We start from the raw sequence: 23,314 nt of genomic DNA on the forward strand, positions 1-23,314 counted from the left end.
GCTGTCCGCGATCCAATCGATGGGCTCAGCGTCGCCGTTCCAGCCACCACAGCAGCGATGCGCACAACACGAACGCCAGCCACCACGGCCAGCGTGGGCCTGCCACGGGTTGCATCACTGACGCGTCTGCCGGCGTGCTGGCAGCCAGTGCACGTGTGGTCGCATCGATCATCGCCTGCCGATGCAGCGTCGGTGCATCCTTCGGGTCGAACACATAGCGCCAGACAACGCTGCCGCCATGCTGCAGGCGCTGCCAGCCCGGTTCGCGGGGCCACCAGCCAGCGCAGCGCAGCGCCGACGTCGCGCCATCGACGATCAGGGGTACATCGTCGCCACGCTTGTTGAAGACATGCAGCGGCGCCTGCACACCGCACAGCGCCTGTCGTTCGCCTGCCCAGCCGATCGGTTGCGGTGACCACAGCGCATCAGCGCTGCCCTGTGCACGTGCCAGCGTGGCCACCACGCCGCTCCACAGTTCGCCGTGGCGGTCGTCGCGCCCGGCCAGTACCCAGCGCCAGCTGTCGGTCAGCGGCAGCAGGCCGATGCGGCCCTTGCCGGCAGCGCGCCAGCCACCGACAGCCTTGCCCGTGCCATCCTGCAGCAGGGCGGTGCTGCCCGGTGCCTGCAGCGCGAGTGCTTCCAGCGCAGGCAGGGGAGCATTGTGCGAGCTGCGGTCAGCCTCTTCGCCGTAGCCGGTCGGCAGCGTACCCGCGGCGAGCGGGCCACGCCGTGCAGCGAGGACCGCGCTGTCGCCGTCGCCGGGAAGTTCGAGGGCGTGGCTGCTGCCATCGCCTTGCACCGGTAGACCAATATCCTGCAGGCGCTGGCGCGCGCTGGCCGAAGGTGCGCCCGCACTGCGTACCAGCACGCCCAGTCCCTCGCGCAACGCCTGGCGCATGGCAGCCAGCTGGCCGGCACTCAATGCGGCCAGGCTGCGCTCGTCCAGCAGCAGCAGATCGCTGCGCGCGAGTGACGCCGCATCCAGCGCGACCGCGCCATCTCCCACGCTGACACCCGCCCCGGTATCGGCCTGCACCTGCACGCGGATGCCGGCATCGGCCGCCCAACGCCGCAGGTACTTCAGCTCTGGGCCCGGCGCGCTGGCGCGCACCAGCAGGCGCAGCGGTGCGGCCGGCAGGGTCTGCTGCGGCACCGGTACGCTGTCCACCACATGGCCGTCGGCATCGAGCAGGCGCAGCTGGAACACGCTGCGGCCTTCGGCGCGGGCGATGCCGCTGAGCTTCACGCGCCCGTCCTCGGCAACGTCCGTGCGATCAACCACGCTGTCGGCGGGGTCAAGCAGCTCTGCTTTCGCCTTGGCCGCGCCACGCGCCTGTGCCTGGACGTCAAAACGAGCACCGGGAGCGACATCGGCCGGTGGTTGCAGCGCGATCCAGCCGCGCGGCTCCGGTGCGGCCTGCCAACGTACATCCGGCGGCAACACCGCGTCGCGATCACGTGCGGCGAGGCCCGCACCGACCAGTGTCAGTGTGGACGCCGGATGCTGGCGCAGCGCGGTGGCCAGGTCGGGAACGCGCTGTGCGCCGGAAATATCGGCAGCTTCGGGCAAAAGCAACAGCGGGCCTTCGCTGGCCGGGAGCGCGCCGGCCTTGCCGGCATCGGTTCCGAGGACCACCAGCCCGCCTGCGGGTTGCTGGCGGGTGGGCGGCACCAGGCAGAAATACAGCAGCGCGGCGACGATGATCTGCAGTGCGATCACGATCCACCGGCGGCCAGGGTGGGCGGTGTTTCCACGCAGCTGGCGCACGCTGGCGATGACCACGATCAGGGCAAGTGCCAGTGCAATCCACAGGTCCACAGCGGAGGCGTTCATGGCTGCGCCTCCAGCGCATCAAGGTACCGCTGCCCCATCGCATCGGCGGCACTGCGCCGCATCGCCTGCGGCAGCGGACGCTGCAGCGCCCGCCACAACTGTGCACGCAGGCGCTGGCGACAGTCTTGGCAACCGGGCTCGATGCGCAGCTGCTCGATGGCCGCAGCCAGATCGAGTGCATCGGGCAGGTAGGCCGCGTTGCGCTGCTGCCAAGTCGCGAGCGCATCCAGATCCGGCGCGCCGGTGTCGTCGCCGAGACGCTGCCAGGCTTCGACGATGGCCGGATCGGGCGGGGTGCGGGCGGCCAGCGGCAGTTCCCGACTGGCCAGTCCAGCGCGATCACCGCCGAGGCGGCGGCCTTCATCGATCGGTGGCAGTTCCGGCCCGACCCGGGCCAGATAGATGCGCTCGGCCTGCTGCACCTGCTTGATGAAGCCCAATGCCTTGTAGGCGAAGGGCAATGCCTGCTCCGGTCGGCCCTGGCGCAGCTCGCCTTCGGCCGACCACATCTGGTCAAGCGCCGCCTTCAGCGTGGCACGGGTCTGCGGATCGAGCAGAGTGGCCGCCTCGGCGTGGTCATGGGTGTGTCCGTACTCGGAGAGCACGTCGGTGGCGCTGCCGAACACCGGCGGCGTATCGGCATTGGCCGGCTTGCCGCCGTGGTCGTGGCCATGCGCGTCGTGCGCTCCGGCCTCGGCGCCATGGTCGTGATCGTCGTCGTGATCGTGGTCGTCTGCGGCGGGCGTATCGCTGGTGGGCAGGTCGCTGGTCGGCGGTGGCTTCGGCGCACCTTCGCTTTCCTCACCCAGGAACTGGCCGTAGCGCAGGCGCAGGATGCGCTGGTCGACGCCGATCGCATCGCTGCGCTTCACGAAGTCCTCGGCGGCCAGGCTGCGTCGTTGCCGGATCAGCGCTTCGGCATCGATGATGATCTGCCGCTGGCTGCGGAAGTAGGCAGGCAGGGTCTTCTTGATGCGGCCTTCCAGCTCTGCACCGAGTGCGACTTCGGCGCTGGGCAGGCGCAGGATCACGCTGCTGCTGCGTCCGGTCTGCGGCGTGGGCGCATGGTTGTCGCGCACTTCCAGCTGGGCGATGACATCGTTGCCGGGCTGTGCGCCCAGCGCAGCCAGATCAAGGGTATGGGCGAAACGCCGCGCGGTGGCTTCGCCGCTGCCGGCAAGCGTGACGCTGCGCTTCACGAAGGTGATGTTCTCACCGCTGCCCTGGGTGGTGGTGATCGACAGCGTTGCCTGCGCCGCGACACCGTAATCGTCGCTGGCCTCGAAGCGCAGCGCCCATTGCCGTTGCCCGGGCGTGCCCAGCACCAGGCTGGCGGCCGGCTCCAGCACGCGCACGCTGGGCGCGCGGTCGGCCACAACATCCAGCCGGTACAGGCGGGTTTCGGCCAGCGCCGGTTCGCTCACCACGCGGTACAGCACCGGCGTGCGCGCCACATCCTGTGCCTGCCACTGCCCATCGCGCTCGCTCAGCGGCAGCCGTCGACCATCGTGGAACTGCAGCCATGCCTTGGCCGGTGCGTGGTCGAAGCGCAACGACCACGACAGCTGGCTGTCGGCGGCGACCTTTGCATCCAGCGTGCTCTGCGTCAGCGTGGCTTGCCCGGTGTAAGCCGGTGCGTCGATGCGCAGGCGACTGGACTGCAGTTGCAGCGGGCCTGCGGACGCCGTGCTGCCTGGCGCCGACGTGCGAGCAGGCGCGGAACCGGGATTCGAACGCGGCCAGCCGAGTGCCAGCGCAACGATGGCCAGGCCTGCGATCCAGCACAGCGCCAATGCCCCACGCGGCCAGCGCGGACGCAGTTCCGGCATCGCGCGTTCCAGCGTGGCCAGCACGCGCGCGCGCTGGCGCTGCTGCAGCGGATTGAGGGTGAGCGTATCGGCGAACAGCAGATCGGCACTGTCCTCGCTGGTACCGCCGGCATCGAGCTGGCGCTGCACCCACTGCGGGTCCAGCTGGCGGGAACGTGCCGTGGCGAGCGCTGCGCAGGCGAGCAGGCTGACCGTGCCGACCACGCAGGCGATATCGAAGCCCGCCAGGCGCAGCGCCAGCGTCGTCGCGGCCAGCGCCCACGGCAGGCCCAGCAGCAGGGTAATGAGTGCACGGCGACGGCGTGCGCGTTGCCAGGCGTGCTGCAGAGTGTTCATGTGGCCACCCTGCGCCGGCGACTGCTGGCCATCCAGCGCTCCAGCGCGAACAGCAGCACGATGGTCAGCAGCAACCAGGCGGTTGGCTCCCGCACCGGCGGTGTTGCCGCAGGCAACGCAGACCGATAGGGCGCCTGGTCCCTTGCATCGCCGAGGCGCGGCGAAGGGGGCGCTTGCAGCGCCAGCAGCAGGGCACGCGGCAACTGCGGATCGCGCAGCGCAGCGTTGCCTGAGGCGTCCCAGTCACCGGGCAGAGACAGCAGGACACCGTGGCCGATGCGTTGCTGCCACAGCAGCGGGGTGCCCTCGGTGTTGCGCAGCAGGATGCTGGCGCTGGCAGCAGGCTTGCCGGCAGTCATAGTCATGACACGACTGCCGTCGCGCAGCCACGCCTGCCAGTTCGCCGGCAGTGCATCGTTGCGGCTCCATACGCCGATCTCGCCGCGTTCGGGCAGGGTATCCGCCACCAGAGGAGCGAGCGGCGCCTGCACGCCCCACGCGCGCTGCAGTGCATTCAACCAGTGCTGGGCAGCGGCCGAAGCATCGCTGTGCACGCGCAGGCGCGGCGACGTTGCGGCACGCGGTTGCGCAGTGACCGGCATCGGCTGCGGGCGCCACTGCACCTCGCGCGACAGCTGCAGGCGTGCGCCGTCCAGGCCGGGCAGGGGATCGGGAACGTGCACGGTCAATGCGGTGCCAACGGGCAGCTGCGCGTCCAGTTCGCGCAGCAGGCTGGGCAGGGATGCACTGGCTGCAGGTGGCGCCTGATCAATGGCCGGGAAGCCGGGCGCCAGCCAGTGCCAGTTGCGATCCGCAGCGGTACCGCGCAGTGCGGCGGCATCCAGTCCCGGGGCCACCACCGTCCATGCACTGGAGGCCGGCACGGGCCCGGTCAACGCAGGCCGTGCCAGCAGCAAAGCCAGCGCGGCAAGCAACAGCAGGCGCACCAGCAGCAATGGCCAGTCATCGAAGCGGATGCGCTGGCGTGGCCGGATCTGTGCGCGCAGCCAGCGCAGCGCGGCGAAATCCAGCGGTGTGTACGGATGGCGGCGGGCGAGGTGGATCAACAACGGCAACAGCCCTGCGGCGAGCGCGGCCAGGCCCAACGGGAACAGCAGGATCATGCACCGCCCCCACGCCCGAACAGCGCCTGCAGTGGTTGATCCAGCGGCTGGTCGAGCCAGCCGGTGGCACTGGCGATGCCACTGGCCTGCAGGCGCGACTGCAATGCGTTGCGTGCGCCAGCGAAGCGCTGCAGGTAGTCGCTGCGGATCGCCGCGCCATCGCCCAGCAGTTCCTCGCCGGTCTCCGGATCGCGGAAGCGATGGCCGGCGTCGAACGGGAAGTCGCGTTCGTCGGCAGTCAGGATCTGCAGCAGGGCCACTTCGCGGCGCGCGCTGGCCAGTTGTTCCAGCAGCACGATGCCGGCCTCGTCGAAGCCATCACCGATCGCCAGCAGCAGGTCGCCCGGACGCACGCGCTCCCACAGCGGGCGCAGGCGATCGGCCGCAGGCCAGCCGCCGCGTGCCTGCAGGGCATGCAGTTGCAGATGCACGCGGTCACGCTGGCGTGCGCCGTTCGCTGCGGGTACCAGCTGCAGGCCATCGCCATTGATCGCCAGCAGGCCGAAACGGTCGCCCTGCTGCAGGGCCAGCTCCACCACGCACGCGGCCACGCCGCGCATGTGGTCCAGGCGCGTGCGCTGCGGTGCCGCGCGATCGGCCTGGCCGGCCGAGGCGGTGGCATCGAGCAGCAGCCAGACCGTGATCGGGCTTTCGCGTTCGGATTCGCGCACGAAGAAGCGGTCCGAGCGTGCATACAGCTTCCAGTCGATCTGGCGCAGCTCGTCTCCCGGTTCGTAGGCCCGGTACTGGGCGAATTCGAGGCCCGCACCGCGGCTGCGGCTGGCGTGCTGGCCGATGCCGCTTGCGCCGCTCGCCAGGCGCGGCCGCAACCGCAGCAGGCGCAGGCGCGCACGCAGTTCCGGTGGCAACGTCAGCGGGGCACCTGCGTTCACGCGTGGCTCAACCCGGGAACGGCACGGCCTGCAGCAGGGCGGCGACCACGTCGTCGGCACGCTTCTGCTCGGCCTCGGCGGCGAACGACAGCAGCAGGCGATGACGCATCACCGGCGCGGCCAAGGCCTGCACATCCTCACGGGTGGCGGCGAAGCGGCCCTGCAGCAATGCGCGTGCTTTCGCCGCCAGCACCAGCGATTGCCCGGCGCGTGGGCCAGCGCCCCATTTCACCCATTGGTTGATTGCTGCCGGTGCGCCCTCGCCGGGACGGCTGGCGCGCACCAGGCGGGTGATCCAGGCCAGCACATCGGGGCTGACATGCACCTGGCGCACCGCGGCCTGCAGGGCAATCACCGCTTCGGCATCCATCACCTTCGGCACCGCGTCGGTGGCACCGCCAGTGGTCTGTTCCAGGATCTGCCGCTCTTCGTCCTCGCTCGGGTAATCCACCAGCACGTGCAGCAGGAAACGATCCAGCTGTGCTTCCGGCAGCGGGTAGGTGCCGGCCTGCTCGATCGGGTTCTGCGTGGCCAGCACGAAGAACGGTGCAGGCAGTGCATACGTGGTGCCTGCGTAGCTGACGGTACGCTCCTGCATCGCTTCCAGCAGCGCGGCCTGGGTCTTGGGCGGGGTACGGTTGAGTTCGTCGGCCAGCAGCAGGTTGGTGAAGATCGGGCCCTGCTGGAAGCGGAAATGGCGATGGCCGGTGCCGTGATCTTCCTCCAGCAACTCCGTACCGAGGATGTCGCTGGGCATCAGGTCGGGGGTGAACTGCACGCGCCGGAACTGCAGTTCCAGCGCCTGCCCGAGCGAGCGCACCAGCAGGGTCTTGCCCAGTCCCGGGGCGCCTTCCAGCAGGCAGTGGCCGCCGGCCAGCAGGCCGATCAGCAGCTGCTCGACCACGGTGTTCTGGCCAACCACCGCGCGTGCGAGCGCAGCGCGCAGATCGTGCAGGCGCGGCAGCAGGGAGTCGAGGTCAGCGGTGGTCATGGGCGTGCAGGTCCTATCAATTGTTCAACGCGTACATCACGATGTTGACGCCGAAGCGGGTGTTGTCTTCGGCCAGGAAACGCTTGTTGCGCCAGTCGTAGTCCCACTCGCAGCCGTAGTCCTTGTTGCTGTAGAGCAGGCCCAGGCGGCCGTCGACCTCGATGCCCTTCAGGTAGTCGTGCACCAGGTCGTCGCCCCAGCCGTTGAGCTCGAAGCTGGTGGCCGGTGGCCCATCGGGGAAGCGGAAGAAGCTGCGGTACAGCGCGTGGCTGTTGGGCAGCTTCTGCAATGCCTTCGGTCCAAACAGGCGACCCATCTGCGCCTCGAACGAGGTGGCGAACAGGCCGTCGATATCATGGTTGCAGTCGTCGACGAAGACGAAGCCGCCATTGCGCACGTAGCGCACGAAGTTCTGCCGCTCGGCGGCGTTGAACTCCACCAGTGTGTGCCCGGCCAGGTAGCAGAACGGCGCTTCCAGCATGCGCGGGTCGGCCAGCGCCACCACGTGTTCCTGCGGATCCACGCGCAGCGAGGTGTAGTCAATCAGCGAGGTGATCAGGTTGGACGGCATGCGCGCGTCCACATCCCAATCGCCGGAGTCGTACTGCAGGCGGGTGAACCAGAAGTCGTAGCACGAACTGCGCGGGCCTGACTGCGCCAAGGCCGGCAGCACCGCCGCCGAAGCGGCAGCGGCCAACCAGCGCAGGCAGGCCCGGCGATCCATCAGACCGCGTCGGACAGCGAGGTGAAGGTGAAATCGCGCAGCTTCATCGGCGGGATCATCATCACGTAGCTGGATTCATCACCGGCCACGCGCACCGGCTTGCCCAGCTCTTCGATGTTGTTGAGCATGATCACCGGCGATTCGTTGAAGCGGAAGTTCTTCACCGGGTGCTTGATCTGGCCGTTCTCGATGTAGAAGGTGCCGTCGCGGGTCAGGCCGGTCAGCAGCACGGTCTGCGGATCAACCATGCGGATGTACCAGGTACGGGTGACCAGGATGCCCTTCTGGGTACCGCGCACCAGCTCGGCGGTGCTCTTGTCGCCACCGCTCATCAGCAGGTTGCCCGGCGTGGCCTTGGCGGTCTTGCCCTGCTTCTGCGCCCAGAAGCGCGAGTAGTCGAGGTTGGCGATCCTGCCGTTCTCGATGATCGCCATGCGTTCGCGCGGCATGCCTTCGCCGTCCCACGGCAGCACCGGTGCATCCGGATGCCAGGGGTCGGCAATCATGGTCACGCGCGGGTCGTAGACCTGCTCGCCCAGCTTGTTGCCGCCGCCCTTCTTCGACAGGAAGCTGCGTCCTTCATCGGCCGAGCGTGCGCTGAAGAAGTTCATCATGAAGCTGATCAGGCCGGCGGCCGCGGCGGGCTCCAGGATGACCGTGTACTTGCCCGGCTCCAGCGCCTTGGCTTCGGCCGATTCGGTGGCCTTGCGCATGGCGATGCGGATGTCCTGGTCGGCCTTGAAGTCGGCCGCATCCTTCAGGTTGCGGCCGACCCAGCCCGAACCGCGGCCATCTTCGGTACGCACGGTGCAGGTGTAATCGAAGTTGGTGGTGCGCTGGTAGGCGAAGTTGCCGTTGCTGTTGGCGGTGGCCTGGAAGCCCTGGCCGTCTTCGAGGAAGCCGGCGGCGATCAGGCCGTGGCCACGGCACGGGGCGATCGAATCGGCGGCGACCTTGGCGCGGAACGCCGGATCGATCGCTGCAGTGGATTCGCTGAAGGTCGGGCTGGCGCGATAGCTCTGCTTGCCGATGGCCGGCATGAACTCCGGGTTCTCCGGCGCCAGGCGCGCCAGGTCTTCGGCACGGCGCACCACGCGTTCCAGCGCGGCGTCGTCGAACTCGTTGATCGAGGCCGTGCCGACGCGCTTGCCGAAGGCGACGGTGACCGCCAGCTCGGTGTTGTCGACGATGCCACTGGTGGAGACGTTGTTCAGCGCGAAACGGATGTTGCCGCTGATCGCGCCGGCCAGCACGGCGGTGCATTCGTCGGCCTTGGACAGGGCGATGACCTTGTCGAGGATGGCCTTGGCCTGGGCTTCGGTGAAGATACTCATGGTGTAAGGGCTCCTGACCGATCAGCCGAGGCTGCGTGCGGTGTTGATGACGTTGATGCCGTTGAAGCGCGCAGTCGACGAACCGTGCGAGACCGCCGAAACCTGGCCCGGCTGGCCCTTGCCGTCGAAGAACGAACCGCCCAGGCGGTAGTCGCGCTCGTCGGCCACGGCGGTGCAGGCGTTCCAGAACTCCGGTGTGCGGATCTGGTAGGCCACGTCTTCCAGCATGCGGGTGATCTGGCCGTTCTTGATCTCGTAGAACAGCTGGCCGCCGAACTGCGCGTTGTAGCGCTGCTGGTCGATCGAGAACGAACCATCACCGATGATGTAGATGCCGTTCTCCACGTCCTTGATCAGGTCCGGCACGCTCAGCGGCTTCTTGCCCGGTGCCATCGACACGTTGGCCATGCGCTGGAACTGCACGCTGGACCACGAGTCGGCGTAGCAGCAGCCGTCGGACTCGGTCTTGCCGAGGATGTGGGCCTGGTCGCGGATGGTCTGGTAATCCACCAGTTTGCCGTTGCTGATCAGGTCCCAGCGCTTGCACTTCACGCCTTCATCGTCGTACGCCACCGCACCGAGGCTGCCCGGCTGGGTCTTGTCGGCGAAGATGTTGACCAGTTCGCTGCCGTACTGGAAATGCTGTTCGCGCTTGTCCAGGGTGGCGAAGCTGGTGCCGGCGTAGTTGGCTTCGTAGCCGAGCACGCGGTCCAGCTCCAGCGGGTGGCCGATCGACTCATGGATGGTCAGCCAGGTGTGCGACGGGTCGAGCACCAGATCGTACTTGCCCGGCTTAACGGACGGGGCCTTCAGCTTCTCCTGCGCCTGCTTGGCGGCGGCGATGGCATCTTCCTTCATGTTGTAGGAAGAGCTGTAGTTGACCACGCCATTCGGGCTGACCACCTTGCCGGCAGCCGCGCCGTCCAGATACTCGTAGCCCAGGCCCATCGGCGAGGACAGGCCTTCGCGGGTACGGAACTTGCCGCTGGACTTGTCGATGGCGGTGATCGTCATCGGTGCCCAGATGCGGTGCACGTCCTGGTCGATATAGGAACCATCGGTGGAGGCGAAGTACTTCTGCTCGTTGACCAGGAACAGCATCGAGTTGACGAAGCTGGCACCGGCGCCCATCGCCGCAGCGTTGACGTCCAGCAGCAGGCCGACCTTGTCCTTGATCGGCACTTCCATCGCATTCTTGCGGATAGGCGTGCGCCAGCTCACCTCACCCACGCCCGGCGCCTTGGCCAGCTGTACCGGTGCGGTCTGCACGCCGGCATTGGCCTTGGCGATTGCTGCGGCCTGCTGCGCGGCCTTGGCTACATCGGCCGTACCCAGCGCATTGGTGGCGGCGAAGCCCCACGCACCGTTGACGATCACGCGGATGCCAACACCGGTGGACTCGGTGTTCACCACGTTCTGCACCTTGTCCTCGCGGGTGATCACGAACTGCCGCAGGTAGCGGCCGATGCGCACGTCGCAGTAGGTGGCACCGGCCTGGCGGGCAGCGGCCAGTGCTGCATCGGCCAGGCGCTTCTTCAGCCCTAGGTCCAGCGTGCTCTGCAGTTGCTCGGCGGCAATCGCCTTGCCGAAGAAGGAGGGCACGATCAGCCCGCCCGCGGTAAGCCCGGTCAGGGCCAGGAAGTCACGTCTTTGCAAGGCTGCTCTCCATGTCGAAGGATGGGTGGCTCAAGCGCCGAGACTGCGCGCGGTGTTGATGATGTTGATGCCGTTGAAGCGGGTGGTGGACGAACCGTGCGAGACCGCCGAGACCTGGCCGGGCTGGCCCTTGCCGTCGAAGAACGAACCACCCAGGCGGAAGTCACGCTCGTCGCAGATGGCAGTGCACGCGTTCCAGAACTCCGGCGTGCGGATCTGGTAGGCCGCATCCTCGACCATGCCGGCGATCTTTCCGTCCTTGATCTGGTAGTACAGTTGGCCGCCGAACTGCGCGTTGTAGCGCTGCTGGTCGATCGAGTACGACCCGCGGCCGTGGATGTAGATGCCGTTCTCCACGTCCTTGATCATGTCCTCGACGCTGAGTGGCTTTTTGCCAGGTGCCAGTGAAACGTTGGCCATGCGCTGGAACTGCACGCTGGACCAGGAATCGGCGTAACTGCAGCCATGCGAGGCATTGCGGCCGAGGATGTGGGCCTCATCGCGGGTGGCCTGGTAATCGACCAGGATGCCGTCGCGCACCAGATCCCAGCGCTGGGTCTTCACGCCTTCGTCGTCGTAGCCGACCGCACCGAGGCTGCCCGGTTGGGTCTTGTCGGCGAAGAAGGTGACGATGTCGCTGCCCCAGCGGAAACCGGCATCGCGCTTGTCCAGCGTGGCGAAGCTGGTGCCGGCGTAGTTGGCTTCGTAGCCGAGCACGCGGTCCAGCTCCAGCGGGTGGCCAACGTTCTCGTGGATGGTCAGGAACAGGTTGGACGGGTCCAGCACCAGGTCGTACTTGCCCGGCTTCACCGACGGCGCCTTCAGCTTCTCGCGCGCGTGGCGGGCGGCGGCGATGGCGTCCTCGACCGGGTCGTAGGAATCGCGGTAGGCGGTGATGCCACCGGGCAGCTGCACCTTGCCGCGCGCATCGCCATCAAGGAACTCGTAGCCCATGCCCATCGGCGAGGACAGGCCGGCACGAGTGCGGAACCTGCCGCTGGCCTTGTCGATGGCGGTGGCAGTGAACGGCAGCCAGATGCGATGGATGTCCTGGTCGATGAACGAGCCGTCGCTGGAGGCGAAGTACTTCTGTTCATTGACCAGGAACAGGGTGGAATTGATGTAGTCGGCGCCCGCATTCAGCGCGGCGGCGTTGAGTGCCAGCAACAGCTCGACCTTGTCCTGGATCGGCACCGTCATCGCGTTCCTGCGCACTGGGGTCTGCCAGCGCACCTCGCCCACCGACGGCGTCGGTGCCAGCTGCACCGGCCGGGTCTGGATGCCGGCGTTGGCGCGGGCGATCGCTGCGGCCTGCTCGACCGCCGCGCGCACGGCAGCCTCGGTCTGCTGGTGGGTAGCGGCAAAGCCCCAGGCGCCGTTGACGATCACCCGCACGCCGACACCGGACGATTCGCGGTTGGTCACATTGCCGACCTGGTGCTCGCGGGTGATGACCGACTGGTTGAGATAGCGGCCGATGCGCACGTCGCAGTAGCTGGCCTTGGCGGTGCGTGCGGCGGCGAGCGCAACGTCCGCCAGGCGTCTGCGCTGGGCGGTATCGACCGGGGCGAGCAGCTGCTCGGCGGCGATGGCACGGGAATGCGGCAGCAGCAGGCCCGCCAGGCCCAGACCGGAAAAAGCCAGGAACTCACGTCGTTGCACAGCGTTTCTCTCTCTCGCTTGCGTGCGGTTGGCAACGGGCCGGACCGATCACGTCAACTCCTCGACTTTCGCCAGCGCGGCGCGTCCGGGCAAGTGACTGCAGTCATGGTTGGGTGGGTTTCGGCAGGGCTGCGCCCTGCACCTTCTCAATGCAACGGCCGGAGCCAAAGCAAAAGCCAGAGCGGCATTCCGTGGGTTGGTGGGGCGGTGTCGGACTGCGGGGACGCCGCAAGTACGTCCCTGTAGGCTTGGCAGCCGCATCCATGCGGCTGACACCCCGCAATCCGACACCGCCCCACCTTCGACAGGTTCACTCGGCTGTTGGTAGGTGTCGACCTTGGTCGACACGTCTGTCAGATATCGAAATGTATCCGGGGTCAGAGCCGTTCCGACAGACCGCAGAAAACTGTCGAAGGCGGGGTGGGTCCGGTTGCGGGGGCGTGAGCGCCATGGATGGCGCGACCGAGCCTCCATGGGTGAGGGCGCTTTGCTTGCGAAGCACCGCTTCGCAAGCGCCCGAACGCACAGCCGCCAGCGGCTGGGCCGGACCCCGGAGGGGGATTCACGGCGTCCCCCGCAACCGGACCCACCCCGCCATCCCCCAGGAAGCCCGCGCTGTTGCAGTTGCTTTGGCTGTTGCTGTTGCTCCGGCTCCTGCGGGTGCAGGGCTGCAAGCCCTGCAGACACCCCCTCGTGCACAATGGGGCCGACCCCGCCTGGACACCGTCCCTGATGTCGAGCAAGCCGTATTCAGAAGCCTGCGAGCGCAACCGCGAACCCATCGCCACCGCACTCGACCCGTGGATGGGCGACCGTCATCGGGTGCTGGAGATCGGCAGTGGCACCGGCCAGCACGCGGCGTTCTTCGCCGAGCGCTGGCCCTGGCTGCGCTGGCAGCCTAGCGATCATCCGGACCATCTGCCGGGCATCGAGGCCTGGCGTGCGGAGGCCGCGCTGCTCAATCTGCTGCCGCCGGTGGCACTGCAGGTGGAACTACCTCCGGCGTCGGGCCTGTCGTTGCCCGAGGGCAGCACGTTCGATGCCGCATTCAGCGCCAACACGTTGCACATCATGAGCTGGGAGCATGTGCAGGCGCTGTTCGCCGCGCTGCCATCGGTGCTGCGGCATGGTGCGCTGCTGGCGGTATACGGCCCGTTCAACTACGGCGGCCGCTACACCAGCGACAGCAACGCGCAGTTCGATGCCTGGCTGAAGGCGCGTGATCCACGCAGCGGCATCCGCGATGTGGAAGCGGTGCAGGCGCTGGCGGCGGACAACGGCTTCACCCGCCTGGGTGATGTGGCGATGCCGGCCAACAACCGGTTGCTGCTGTGGCGGCTGGGGTGATCAGGCGTCCGGCGACATGCTGGAAAGGCGTGCCGCCGCAGCGCGCAGCCCGTTGAAAATGGGTTCGGACACGTTTACGGGGAAATCACTTGGGAGCTGACGCGTGACCTGCTCGATGGCGGGTTCGACGGCTGCGATCAGCGCTTCGATCCACGGCTCCGCACCATCAGCGATACCACAGGCGCGTGCGGTTTCGTTCCAATGGCGTCGTCGCACAAGGTGCAGCTTCCGGTGGCGATTCTTGCCCTGGACGGACATGGCGAGCTGTGCATTCCGCGGGTCGAGCTGGTTTGGCCCCCTACCCAGGATGGGATGCACCGACAATACGTCGTAGACGGGTGTCAGGCGGAAGCGTCCACCGGCTTCGAGGTAAACACTGAAGTTCTTGGCATGTCCATCGGTTGCAGCCAACATCCAGAAAAGAATCTGCGTCTTGAAGAAGGTCGCCCGATCCTCGAAATGCTCGGATTGTCGAAGCAGATCCATGATGGTCACGATGCCTGGGCCGCCACCGGATTCATACTTCCTGGCAGCGGGCAGACCGAAGACCTGGCACATGTCTTCCTGCGGCAGCCGCAGCCACCACCGGCGATCCGCAGAAGGGCGGCGGTCGAATCGCTCCACAATAAGCGCGCGTTCGTCCTTGAAGCGTCCCATCTGCGTATTCGCAACGGGGATTCCAAAGGCGGAAAGCAGTTGCATGCACAGCCATTCGTTCTCGACGGATTGGTGCATGTCCGCCCGCATGTTGCCCACAATGCCAAGCGGCAGCTTGAAGATATGGGTGGATGGGGTACTGCCGGTGGGAATGCACCACTGGCCAGCATGCAGCAGAAGTCCCGTCTTCTCCTGCGCACCGGCGATGGATATGCGGAACGCATCATCACTGGTGGGTGCGCCAGGTAGATTCCCTGCCGTCACCTGACGCAGGATCGCAGCGACGCCTGATTCGTCCAACGCTTCGCACGTAATCTGCTGGATGTCCCCCGGTGTATGCGAAAGCGGCAGCAGTTGCACTGCGCCGACGCAATCCCGGCCAATGGCTTCGAGAAGATCGAATGTGTCGCTGCTGCGCGTGGAGAACCTGTCGCGGATCCGGTTGCGGATGACGGCGTTGTCGGGAAGAAGGTTGTCGAAGTAGTTGTTGACGACATTGCCCCGATGGCTCTCACCCTCCGGGAGCAGGGGCAGTGAGAGTGACAACGGCCGGGACTGGGCGGAGCTGATCCACGAGTCGACGTACGAAAGCCGGGAAGAGCCGCTCCGGACATCATCCCAGAGCGCGACCTCGACACCATTCATCCAGACCCGCAGCGTACCCATGGCTCACCACTCCAACGTTGACGTTGTCTCCGGGGGGCTTCGCTGCTGCAATCTGACTTCCAGACCCAGCACTGCCCAGACCCGCATCAGCCGTTCGAAGCTTGCCGATGCCGGGTCGCGCTCCAATGCGCCTACTGCCTGGCGGCTTATGCCGAGCTGTGCCGCCAACTGCGCCTGGCTCAGGCCCGCCTGGCGCCTGAACGCACGCATCAGCGGTGCCAGTTGTTGAGGTGTCCTCACCGTGTGCAGCGGCCTGTCCATATCGGCAGTCCCCTAGAAAGTGACCGTACGCGAACGTGTACGCAAAGGATAGGTTGCATTACGACAAGCAACCTATCTCTTTCCTTCGCTGGAGGCAACCTATCGATTGCTATCTCAATATGCAATCAATAGGTTGCTTTCGCGCCGCCAGCGGTGCTCAAGCCACCTGCACGATGTGCAGCGCCTTTGGGTTCCGCCACTGCGCCAGCAGGGCGGCTTCGCGCGCCTTGGCCTGCTCGAAATGCGCTTCCTTGACGTGGCCGAAGCCGCGGATGTGCTCGGGCACGCTGGCGATCTCCACCGCCAGCGCCAGACGGTCGTCATCCAGGCCGTCCAGCAGCAGCTGCACGGTGGCCTCGTAATCGCCGATCAGCTTGCGCTCCATGCGGCGTTCCTCGGTGCGTCCGAACACGTCGAAGCGGCCACCACGCAGGAACTTCAGCTTGGCCAGCAGGCCGAAGGCCTTGAACATCCACGGGCCGTATTCCTTCTTCAGCAACCGGCCCTGCTCGTCCTTCTTGGCGAACAGCGGCGGTGCCAGGTGGAAGCGCAGCTGGTAATCGCCCTCGAACTGCTGCTGCAGGCGGCGCTGGAAGTCGCCACTGGTATACAGGCGGGCCACTTCGTACTCGTCCTTGTAGGCCATCAGCTTGAACAGGTAACGGGCTACGGTCTCGGTCAGCGCGGTGGAACCGCCGATGCGGTCGGCTTCGGCGGCGCGCACGCGCTCGACCAGGCTGCGGTAGCGGTTGGCGTAGGCAGCGTCCTGGTACTCGACCAGGAACGCGGCGCGGCGCTCGATCATTTCATCCAGCGAGCGCGACAGGCGGGCGTCGTCCAGCGGCAGGAACGCAACATCGCCACCGTGCGAGGGCAGGCCACGCAGTTCGCGTTCGTCGCCGGTGTTGCGCGGTGCGGCGGTGGCACCCCATTCGTTGCCCTCCCACTCGCCCGGCGGCAGCGGGTGCAGCGGGCCCGGAGTGGATTCGGTATCGGTGTGGCGGTTGCGCACCAGGCCGGCGGCCTGCTGCACGGCCTGCGGGTCGACCACGGCCAGGCGGCCCCAGGCGAAGGCCTGCTGGTTCATCGCCACGGCCGCACCGTTGAGCTCGATGGCGCGCATCAGCGACTCGAACGACAGCGGCACCAGGCCCTGCTGCCACGCATAGCCGAGGATGAACAGGTTGGCGGCGATCGCATCGCCCAGCAGCGCGGTGGCCAGCTGGGTGGCATCCAGCAGCAACGGCTCCTGGCCGCCCAGCGCCACGCGCACACCGGCCACGATGTCGGCGGCGGGGAACTGCATGTCCGGTCGGGTGGTGAAGGTGCCGGGCATTGCTTCGTAGGTGTTCAGCACCACCTGCGAACGGCCGGCACGCACCTTCGACAGCGCCCAGTAGTCGTTGACCACCACCATGTCGCAGCCCACCACCAGGTCGGCTTCGCCGGCGGCGATGCGCACGGCGTGGATGTCTTCGGGACGACGGGCAATGCGGATATGCGTGGTCACCGCGCCGCCCTTCTGTGCCAGGCCGGTCTGGTCGAGCACGGTCGCACCCTTGCCTTCCAGGTGGCCGGCCATGCCCAGCAGCGCGCCGATGGTCACCACGCCGGTACCGCCGACGCCGGTGATCAGGATGTTCCAGGGCTGTTCGAGGGTGCCGCGGATGGCCGGTGCCGGCAGGTTGTCCAGCAGGGTGGAAGCATCGCGCTTGCTGCCCTTGCGCGGCTGGCCACCGTGCACGGTGACGAAGCTCGGGCAGAAACCGTTCACGCAGGAATAGTCCTTGTTGCAGTTGGACTGATCGATCTCGCGCTTGCGCCCGAACTCGGTTTCCTTCGGTAGCACCGACACGCAGAAGCTCTTCTTGCCGCAGTCACCGCAGCCTTCGCAGACCAGCGAATTGATCAGCACGCGCTTCTGCGGATCTTCCAGCTTGCCGCGCTTGCGGCGGCGGCGCTTCTCGGTGGCGCAGGTCTGTTCGTAGATCAGGATCGAAACCCCCTTCACCTCGCGCAGGCGCTTCTGCACCTCATCCAGCTCGCTGCGGTCGTGGAACTCGACGTCGCTGGGGAAGTGCTCGCGCTGGCCGGTCCACTTGCCGATGTTGTCCGACAGCACCACGATGGTGTGGATGCCTTCGGCGCGCATCTGCTTTGCGATGTCCGGCACGCTCAGCGGGCCGTCCACCGGCTGGCCGCCGGTCATCGCCACCGCGTCGTTGTAGAGGATCTTGTAGGTGATGTTGACGCCGGCGGCGACCGCCTGGCGGATCGCCAGCGAGCCGCTGTGGAAATAGGTGCCGTCGCCCAGATTCTGGAATACGTGCGGGGTGTCGGTGAACGGCGCCTGCCCGGCCCAGGTCACGCCTTCGCCGCCCATGTGAGTGAAGGTGTCGGTGCTGCGGTCCATCCAGGTCACCATGTAGTGGCAACCGATGCCGGCCAGCGCCCGCGAGCCTTCCGGCACCTGGGTAGAGGTGTTGTGCGGGCAGCCCGAGCAGTAGTGCGGTACGCGCGGGAAGCTGGCGCGCGGCAACGCAAGCTCGGCTTCCTTCTCCTGCATCCACTGCAGGCGCTGCTCGATCGATTCGTTGTTGAAGAACTTCTGGATGCGGCGACCGATCACGCCGGCGATGGTGGCCGGCGTCAGCTCACCGGTGGACGGCAGGATCCATTCGCCGCTTTCATCGTACTTGCCGACGATGGACGGGCGCTGGCCCCAGCTGGCCGGCCAGTTGAAGAACTGTTCCTTCATCTGGCGCTCGATGAAGGCACGCTTCTCCTCCACCACGATGATGTCTTCCAGGCCCTGCGCGAAGCGCGCGATGCCCTGCGGTTCCAGCGGCCAGGTCATGCCGACCTTGTACACGCGGATGCCGATGCCGGCGCACGCGGCTTCGTCCAGGCCCAGGTACTCCAGCGCCTGCAGCACGTCCAGGTAGCTCTTGCCGGTGGTGACGATGCCCAGCCGCGCGCGCGGCGCATCCATCACCACCTTGTCGATGCCGTTGGCGCGGGCAAAGGCCTGTGCGGCCTTCACCGCATAGCGGTGCAGGCGCATTTCCTGGTCCAGCGGCGGGTCTGGCCAGCGGATGTTGAGGCCACCCGACGGCATCTCGAAGTCTTCCGGCAGCACGATGCGGCGCGCCATCGGATCGACCTGCACCGACGCCGACGATTCCACCGTCTCGGCGATGGTCTTGAAGCCGACCCAGCGGCCGGTATAGCGGCTCATCGCCCAGCCCAGCAGGCCCATGTCGAGGATGTCCTGCACGCCGGCCGGGTTCAGCACCGGCATCATCGCGCTGACGAACTCGTCCTCGCTGCCGTGCGGCAGCGTCGAACTGCGGCAGGCATGGTCATCGGCGGCCAGTGCCAGCACGCCACCGTAGCGCGAGGTGCCGGCGGCATTGGCGTGCTTGAACACGTCGCCGCAGCGGTCCACGCCCGGGCCCTTGCCGTACCACATGCCGAACACGCCCTGCACGTTGGCGCCGGGGAACAGGTTGGTCTGCTGCGTGCCCCACACCATGGTGGCGCCCAGGTCCTCGTTCAGGCCCGGGGTGAACTTCACCTTGGCTGCTTCAAGGTGCTTGCGCGCGCGCCACAGCTCCAGGTCGAAGCCACCCAGCGGGCTGCCACGGTAGCCGCTGACAAAGCCGGCGCTGTCGATGCCTTCGGCGGCGTCGCGCAGCCGCTGCATCAGCGGCAGCCGCACCAGCGCCTGCACGCCACTCAGATAGATCCGCCCCTCGCTGCGGGTGTACTTGTGGTCGAGCGTGTAATCACGGTCGAGCAGGTCGGCGGACGAGGGCGAAGTGAGTTGCGCGGTACTGGTCATGGCTGGCCCGGTAGGATCGGCTGGCACCGGCCGCGTGCAGGCACGCGGCGGGAAAGGCGCGAATTGTAGCAGCGGGGCCGCGAGGCCCCGGCACTCGCGCCCGCGGCGGTGCTGGGGTTAGGATCGGGGAGAGAGAGGGAGGCTGCAGTTGCGGCCTGGGGAGAAGGGATGTCAGTTCCAGGAAAGATCCTGGCCAGCGTGCTGCTGGCCTCGGGAGTGGCCACGGCGTGGGCCGCGCCGGCCGTGCCGGCACCACAGGAGTTCTACTTCGACAACGACCTGGCGGCAACGCCGATGGTGGCGGTGCAGGGCGAGGGCGATGAGCTGGTGGCCCAGCTGGTCAAGCTGCGTGAGCGCGGCCGCCGCGCGGTGGAGGCGACGGTGCAGCTGGCATCGGTGGCCGGTGCGCAGGGCCGGGGCGAGCTGGCCGAGCAGCTGTATGGCGAGGCGATGAAAGAGGCGCCGGCACAGAGCAGCAGCGGCCGCAGCGTGCGCTGGAACTACGGTTGGGACCTGCTGCGCCAGGGCAAGCCGGAGGCGGCGCTGGAACAGTGGCTGGTATCGGCCAGCAACGCCCGTACGAAGCCCACCTGGGTGCCACCGACCTATGCGTTGGCATTGTGGCGGATGGGGCAGAAGCAGGAGGCGGTGCAGTGGTATGCGGCTGCGGTACGCACCGAGCCGACGCAGTGGAGTACCACGGCCAACTATGGGCAGCTGCTGCCGCAGTGGCGTGAGGATGAGCGCGCGTCGCTGGCCGAGGTGCAGCAGGCCTGGGCGGCCGCACCACCTGCCTGGCCCTGAGGGAAGGGGTTCGGCCGGGTTGCACCCGGCACCCGCAGAGGCAACAGCTGAAGCAACAGCAACAGCCGAAGCAACAGCGGGCTTCCTGCGGGATGGCGGGGCACTGTGGGTTTGCGGGGCCGCCGTAAACCCGTCCTGGGGGCTTGGTCGCCGCATCCATGCGGCTCACACCCCGCAAACCCACAGTGCCCCGCCTTCGACAGATTCCGGCAGCTGTTGGTAGGTGTCGACCTTGGTCGACACGGTAGATCCACGCCATGCGTGGATGAATCTGTAACGGAATCGACTATTCGATATCTGATCGAAATGCAGCCGAGTGTGGGCTCGGCTCTACAGGAAGCGGCCAGCCAACCGGCTTTTGCTTCTGCTCTTCTTTTTTCTTTTCCGTGGCGGACGCACTCGGAAATTGTCAGAGGCCGGGCGGGGTGGGTTCGCGGGGGTGTCCGCGGCATGGATGCCGCGGCCAAGCCCCCATGGACGGGTTGACGGCGTCCCCCGCGAATCCATCCCGCCCGGCCAAGCGCGGCTTTTGATGTTCACAGTCAACCAGCCGCCACGAGGGGCTGCGCCGTTCGCTGGAAACCCCTCAGTCGTCCGCGGAAACCGTCCGCCCCGACGCCCACGCACGCAGTGCTTCTACCTGCTCTGCCATCAGCACCGACAGCGGTCGGGTGGCGCGGATCTCGGTCATCAGCAGCTCGGTGTCCAGCGGCCGGCCCTCGGCATGCGCCGCATACAGGCCAGCCACGATCGCCTGCTCGATCTCGGCGCCGGAAAAACCATTGGCGGCCGCCGCCAGCGCGGGCAGTGCGAAGTCGTCGGCGTTGAGCTGGCGCCGGCCCAGGTGCAGCCGCAGCAGTTCCACGCGCACGTCGGGCGAGGGCAGATCGACGAAGAAGATCTCGTCGAAGCGGCCCTTGCGCAGCAGCTCGGCGGGCAGCTCGTGCACCTGGTTGGCGGTGGCGACGATGAACACCGGCGCTTTGCGTTCGGCCATCCAGGTCAGCAGGTAACCGAGCACGCGGCGTGACACGCCGCCGTCCTCGCCTCCGCTGGCCAGGCCCTTCTCGATCTCGTCCATCCACAGCACGCAGGGCGCGAGTTGTTCGGCCGAGGCCAGTGCCTGGCGCAGGTTGGCTTCGGTCTCGCCGTGGTACTTGTTGTACAGCGCGCCCACGTCCAGGCGCAGCAGGGGCACGCCGAAGCCGGCGGCGGTGGCCTTGGCCAGCATCGACTTGCCACAGCCCTGTACGCCCAGCAGCAGCATGCCGCGCGGCGGGTCCAGCCCGGCCGGGGCGGAGCCGGCAATGAACGCCACCCGGCGTTGGTTGATCCAGCGCTTGAGCCGGTTGGCACCGGCCACATCGCCGAAGCGCGCGCTGTCATGTTCGAAGAACAGGTGGCCGCTGCGGTTGAGCAGCTCGAACTTCAGCCGCGCCAGCTGTGGCAGGTCGTCGTCGCGCAGTGCGCCATCGGCGTAGATCAGCTGGCGCGCGATGCGCCGGGCATCGACCAGGCTCAGGCCCTGCAGGTTCTTCAGGATTTTCTTCACCGCCTCGCTGTCGACTTCAACCCGGCGGCCGCCATGCTCGCGCGCATAGGCGTCGGCCTCCTCGCGCAGCATCTTCAGCAGGGCATTGGCATCGGGCAGGCGCGGGTTGAAGCGCACCGCCAGCGCTTCCAGCTCGGCCGGCAGCTCCACTTTGGCACCGATCAGCACCAGCACATGCGGCTCGCTGTGGCGGCGCTGGATCAGGTCGCGAAGGGCGCGCTGGTGGCTGGCATAGCCCAGGTAGGGATGGAAATCGAGCAGCAGGTAGACGCCGCGCTGGTGGGCCTGGCGGATCATCTGCAGGGCCGCGCTGGCATCGGGCGGCCCGACCGGCGGGTCTTCGCTGTCCAGGTCGATCCGGCGCAGGCCCTCGGTGATCGACCAGCGGTGCAGGGCCCGCCAGACGTGCATCAGCGTCTGCCGGAACAGCTCGACGATGCGACCCTCGTCCTGGGTCTCGATGACGATCAGTGGGGTATTGGCGCGGATCAACGCGCTCAGATCCTGCAGTTCGCTCATGCCGGTTCGATCCTTCGGGGGCGCCACGATAGCAAAGGCGATGGCCGCTGGTTCAGCACGACGCTACCTCCCGTCACCATCACCGGTGTACGCTCGGGGCACGTACCCGGAAGCGAGGCTGGCATGAAGACGATCCTGGTGGCCGGTTCCAAGGGCGGGGTGGGCAAGACCACCGTCGCCACCCACCTGGCCGCGTACGCGGCATTGCAGGGCAAGGCCACGGTGATTGCCGATGCCGACCCGCAGGGTTCCAGCACCCGCTGGGCACAACGCCGTGCCGGGCTGGAAAGCGCGGTGCTCCCCATCGACGTGTATCGGAAGAAGCAGTGGGCGCAGAAGCTGCCCGACGGCACCGACACCGTCATCATCGATGCGCCGGCCGGTGCCCTGGCTGACGATATTCCCCATTTCCTCGACGCTGCCGACGCGGTGGTGGTACCGGTGCTGCCCTCGGCGCTGGACATCGAAGCGATCGTCGGCTTCCTCAACAGCCTGGCCCAGAACCCGCGCGTGCACAGCCGCAAGCTGCCGGTGGGGCTGGTGCTCAACCGTACCAAACCATGGACCCAGACCTCGCAGCAGGCGCTGCAGATGCTGGGTGAATGGCCGTACCCGGTGGTCGCGCAGCTGCGCGACAGCCAGAGCTATGTGGTCATGACCGGCCTGGGCCGCAGCCTGTTCGACTACCGCTCGGCCCAGGTGCGCGAGCACCAGGCCGACTGGGAGCCGCTGCTGTCCTGGCTGAAGCTTTGATGCCTGCGTCACTCTTTCTGCTGCATCCTCTTCTTCATGGAAACCCGCGATGCGTGAACTGATCCTGCTGCGCCATGCCCATGCCGAACCGGCTACCCCCGGCCAGGCCGACCTCGACCGGCCGTTGTCGCCGGTGGGGCTCGCCGAAGCCGAAGCCGCCGGCAAGTGGCTGAAGGAGAACAACCTGCTGCCGGACTGTGTGCTGTGCTCACCGGCGCGGCGCACCCGGGAGACCCTGGAAGCCGTGCTCGGCACCATCGGCTATGTCGAGAAGCGCCTGGAAGACCGCATCTACGAGGCTACCCCCGGCACCCTGGCGGCGCTGGTGGACGACCGCCGTGACCTCGACCGGGTGCTGATCGTCGGCCACAACCCCGGCCTGGAGCGCCTGGTGGCGTTGATGACGGAAGGCACCAGCAGCGACTATCGCGGCATGCCGCCGGCCGGCATTGCCGTGCTCGGCTTCCCGCGCGAGGCCTCGATCGAGCCGGGCGTGGCCAGCCTGAACGCGTTCTGGTGGCCGTGATC

17 protein-coding genes are annotated in these 23,314 nt (G+C 67.4%); 4 read left to right on the plus strand and 13 right to left on the minus strand.

The annotated features are described in order from the left end of the window. Positions 1-25: 25 nt before the first annotated feature. Genes ACZK3W_RS00375 through ACZK3W_RS00415 form a run of 9 tightly spaced genes read right to left on the minus strand, consistent with a single transcriptional unit; the run spans position 26 to position 12,383 of the window. Complete coding sequence (locus tag ACZK3W_RS00375) at positions 26-1,834, minus strand: hypothetical protein (protein WP_180837755.1); 1,809 nt, start codon at positions 1,832-1,834, stop codon at positions 26-28. Beyond that, a complete protein-coding gene (locus ACZK3W_RS00380) occupies positions 1,831-3,999 on the minus strand; it encodes a hypothetical protein (RefSeq protein ID WP_478450293.1) in 2,169 nt (722 codons plus the stop codon). Before ACZK3W_RS00380 ends, ACZK3W_RS00375 begins: the two co-directional genes overlap by 4 nt. Beyond that, a complete protein-coding gene (locus ACZK3W_RS00385) occupies positions 3,996-5,123 on the minus strand; it encodes a BatA domain-containing protein (RefSeq protein WP_180837757.1) in 1,128 nt (375 codons plus the stop codon). The genes ACZK3W_RS00380 and ACZK3W_RS00385 overlap by 4 nt, the downstream gene beginning before the upstream one ends. Then, positions 5,120-6,016, minus strand: coding sequence for a DUF58 domain-containing protein (locus tag ACZK3W_RS00390; protein ID WP_125893035.1), 897 nt, complete (start codon positions 6,014-6,016; stop codon positions 5,120-5,122). Before ACZK3W_RS00390 ends, ACZK3W_RS00385 begins: the two co-directional genes overlap by 4 nt. 7 nt (positions 6,017-6,023) lie before the next feature. Further along, positions 6,024-7,007, minus strand: a complete 984-nt coding sequence (locus ACZK3W_RS00395; protein WP_004134018.1) for an AAA family ATPase — start codon at positions 7,005-7,007, stop codon at positions 6,024-6,026. A 16-nt stretch (positions 7,008-7,023) separates the two neighbouring features. After that, complete coding sequence (locus ACZK3W_RS00400) at positions 7,024-7,731, minus strand: DUF4159 domain-containing protein (protein ID WP_293797261.1); 708 nt, start codon at positions 7,729-7,731, stop codon at positions 7,024-7,026. Further along, complete coding sequence (locus ACZK3W_RS00405; protein ID WP_053509475.1) at positions 7,731-9,065, minus strand: TldD/PmbA family protein; 1,335 nt, start codon at positions 9,063-9,065, stop codon at positions 7,731-7,733. Before ACZK3W_RS00405 ends, ACZK3W_RS00400 begins: the two co-directional genes overlap by 1 nt. Before the next feature lie 21 nt (positions 9,066-9,086). Further along, the gene (locus ACZK3W_RS00410) at positions 9,087-10,721 is read right to left on the minus strand and encodes a TldD/PmbA family protein (RefSeq protein WP_032128710.1); all 1,635 of its coding nucleotides are present in this window, start codon (positions 10,719-10,721) and stop codon (positions 9,087-9,089) included. A 30-nt stretch (positions 10,722-10,751) separates the two neighbouring features. Further along, positions 10,752-12,383, minus strand: coding sequence for a TldD/PmbA family protein (locus tag ACZK3W_RS00415; protein WP_478450294.1), 1,632 nt, complete (start codon positions 12,381-12,383; stop codon positions 10,752-10,754). 732 nt (positions 12,384-13,115) lie between these two features. On the opposite strand from ACZK3W_RS00415, the gene ACZK3W_RS00420 reads away from it, so the two are divergent. Next, on the plus strand, positions 13,116-13,730 hold the full coding sequence (locus ACZK3W_RS00420; RefSeq protein WP_125893039.1) for a DUF938 domain-containing protein: 615 nt from the start codon (positions 13,116-13,118) through the stop codon (positions 13,728-13,730). Here the strand turns inward: ACZK3W_RS00420 and ACZK3W_RS00425 are convergent, their stop codons facing one another. From ACZK3W_RS00425 to ACZK3W_RS00435, 3 genes are all read right to left on the minus strand, one after another. After that, on the minus strand, positions 13,731-15,053 hold the full coding sequence (locus ACZK3W_RS00425; protein ID WP_478450295.1) for a type II toxin-antitoxin system HipA family toxin: 1,323 nt from the start codon (positions 15,051-15,053) through the stop codon (positions 13,731-13,733). 3 nt (positions 15,054-15,056) lie between these two features. Then, positions 15,057-15,314, minus strand: a complete 258-nt coding sequence (locus tag ACZK3W_RS00430; RefSeq protein ID WP_004134030.1) for a helix-turn-helix domain-containing protein — start codon at positions 15,312-15,314, stop codon at positions 15,057-15,059. A 157-nt stretch (positions 15,315-15,471) separates the two neighbouring features. After that, complete coding sequence (locus tag ACZK3W_RS00435) at positions 15,472-19,158, minus strand: indolepyruvate ferredoxin oxidoreductase family protein (RefSeq protein ID WP_293799207.1); 3,687 nt, start codon at positions 19,156-19,158, stop codon at positions 15,472-15,474. A 168-nt stretch (positions 19,159-19,326) separates the two neighbouring features. Between ACZK3W_RS00435 and ACZK3W_RS00440 the strand changes: the two genes are divergently transcribed. Next, a complete protein-coding gene (locus ACZK3W_RS00440; protein WP_032128715.1) occupies positions 19,327-19,962 on the plus strand; it encodes a tetratricopeptide repeat protein in 636 nt (211 codons plus the stop codon). A gap of 586 nt (positions 19,963-20,548) precedes the next feature. Here the strand turns inward: ACZK3W_RS00440 and ACZK3W_RS00445 are convergent. Continuing rightward, a complete protein-coding gene (locus ACZK3W_RS00445; RefSeq protein WP_253143521.1) occupies positions 20,549-22,033 on the minus strand; it encodes an AAA family ATPase in 1,485 nt (494 codons plus the stop codon). 123 nt (positions 22,034-22,156) lie between these two features. On the opposite strand from ACZK3W_RS00445, the gene ACZK3W_RS00450 reads away from it, so the two are divergent. Together ACZK3W_RS00450 and ACZK3W_RS00455 are read left to right on the plus strand one after the other, a co-directional pair. Further along, complete coding sequence (locus tag ACZK3W_RS00450) at positions 22,157-22,786, plus strand: ParA family protein (protein ID WP_010487235.1); 630 nt, start codon at positions 22,157-22,159, stop codon at positions 22,784-22,786. 49 nt (positions 22,787-22,835) lie between these two features. Continuing rightward, positions 22,836-23,312 carry a SixA phosphatase family protein gene (locus tag ACZK3W_RS00455; protein WP_005407539.1) on the plus strand — a complete coding sequence of 159 codons (477 nt, stop codon included), beginning with the start codon at positions 22,836-22,838 and terminating at the stop codon, positions 23,310-23,312. Positions 23,313-23,314: the final 2 nt, after the last annotated feature.

It is taken from the genome of Stenotrophomonas sp. 80084_Sma, assembly GCF_056481995.1.

What these genes read in the sequence shown, in the direction of transcription:
- ACZK3W_RS00375 (WP_180837755.1), bottom strand. Translation starts at nt 1,834, where the DNA reads ATGAACGCCTCCGCTGTGGACCTGTGGATTGCACTGGCACTTGCCCTG.
- ACZK3W_RS00380 (WP_478450293.1), bottom strand. Translation starts at nt 3,999, where the DNA reads ATGAACACTCTGCAGCACGCCTGGCAACGCGCACGCCGTCGCCGTGCA.
- ACZK3W_RS00385 (WP_180837757.1), bottom strand. Translation starts at nt 5,123, where the DNA reads ATGATCCTGCTGTTCCCGTTGGGCCTGGCCGCGCTCGCCGCAGGGCTG.
- ACZK3W_RS00395 (WP_004134018.1), bottom strand. Translation starts at nt 7,007, where the DNA reads ATGACCACCGCTGACCTCGACTCCCTGCTGCCGCGCCTGCACGATCTG.
- ACZK3W_RS00400 (WP_293797261.1), bottom strand. Translation starts at nt 7,731, where the DNA reads ATGGATCGCCGGGCCTGCCTGCGCTGGTTGGCCGCTGCCGCTTCGGCG.
- ACZK3W_RS00405 (WP_053509475.1), bottom strand. Translation starts at nt 9,065, where the DNA reads ATGAGTATCTTCACCGAAGCCCAGGCCAAGGCCATCCTCGACAAGGTC.
- ACZK3W_RS00420 (WP_125893039.1), top strand. Translation starts at nt 13,116, where the DNA reads ATGTCGAGCAAGCCGTATTCAGAAGCCTGCGAGCGCAACCGCGAACCC.
- ACZK3W_RS00425 (WP_478450295.1), bottom strand. Translation starts at nt 15,053, where the DNA reads ATGGGTACGCTGCGGGTCTGGATGAATGGTGTCGAGGTCGCGCTCTGG.
- ACZK3W_RS00430 (WP_004134030.1), bottom strand. Translation starts at nt 15,314, where the DNA reads ATGGACAGGCCGCTGCACACGGTGAGGACACCTCAACAACTGGCACCG.
- ACZK3W_RS00435 (WP_293799207.1), bottom strand. Translation starts at nt 19,158, where the DNA reads ATGACCAGTACCGCGCAACTCACTTCGCCCTCGTCCGCCGACCTGCTC.
- ACZK3W_RS00440 (WP_032128715.1), top strand. Translation starts at nt 19,327, where the DNA reads ATGTCAGTTCCAGGAAAGATCCTGGCCAGCGTGCTGCTGGCCTCGGGA.
- ACZK3W_RS00445 (WP_253143521.1), bottom strand. Translation starts at nt 22,033, where the DNA reads ATGAGCGAACTGCAGGATCTGAGCGCGTTGATCCGCGCCAATACCCCA.
- ACZK3W_RS00450 (WP_010487235.1), top strand. Translation starts at nt 22,157, where the DNA reads ATGAAGACGATCCTGGTGGCCGGTTCCAAGGGCGGGGTGGGCAAGACC.
- ACZK3W_RS00455 (WP_005407539.1), top strand. Translation starts at nt 22,836, where the DNA reads ATGCGTGAACTGATCCTGCTGCGCCATGCCCATGCCGAACCGGCTACC.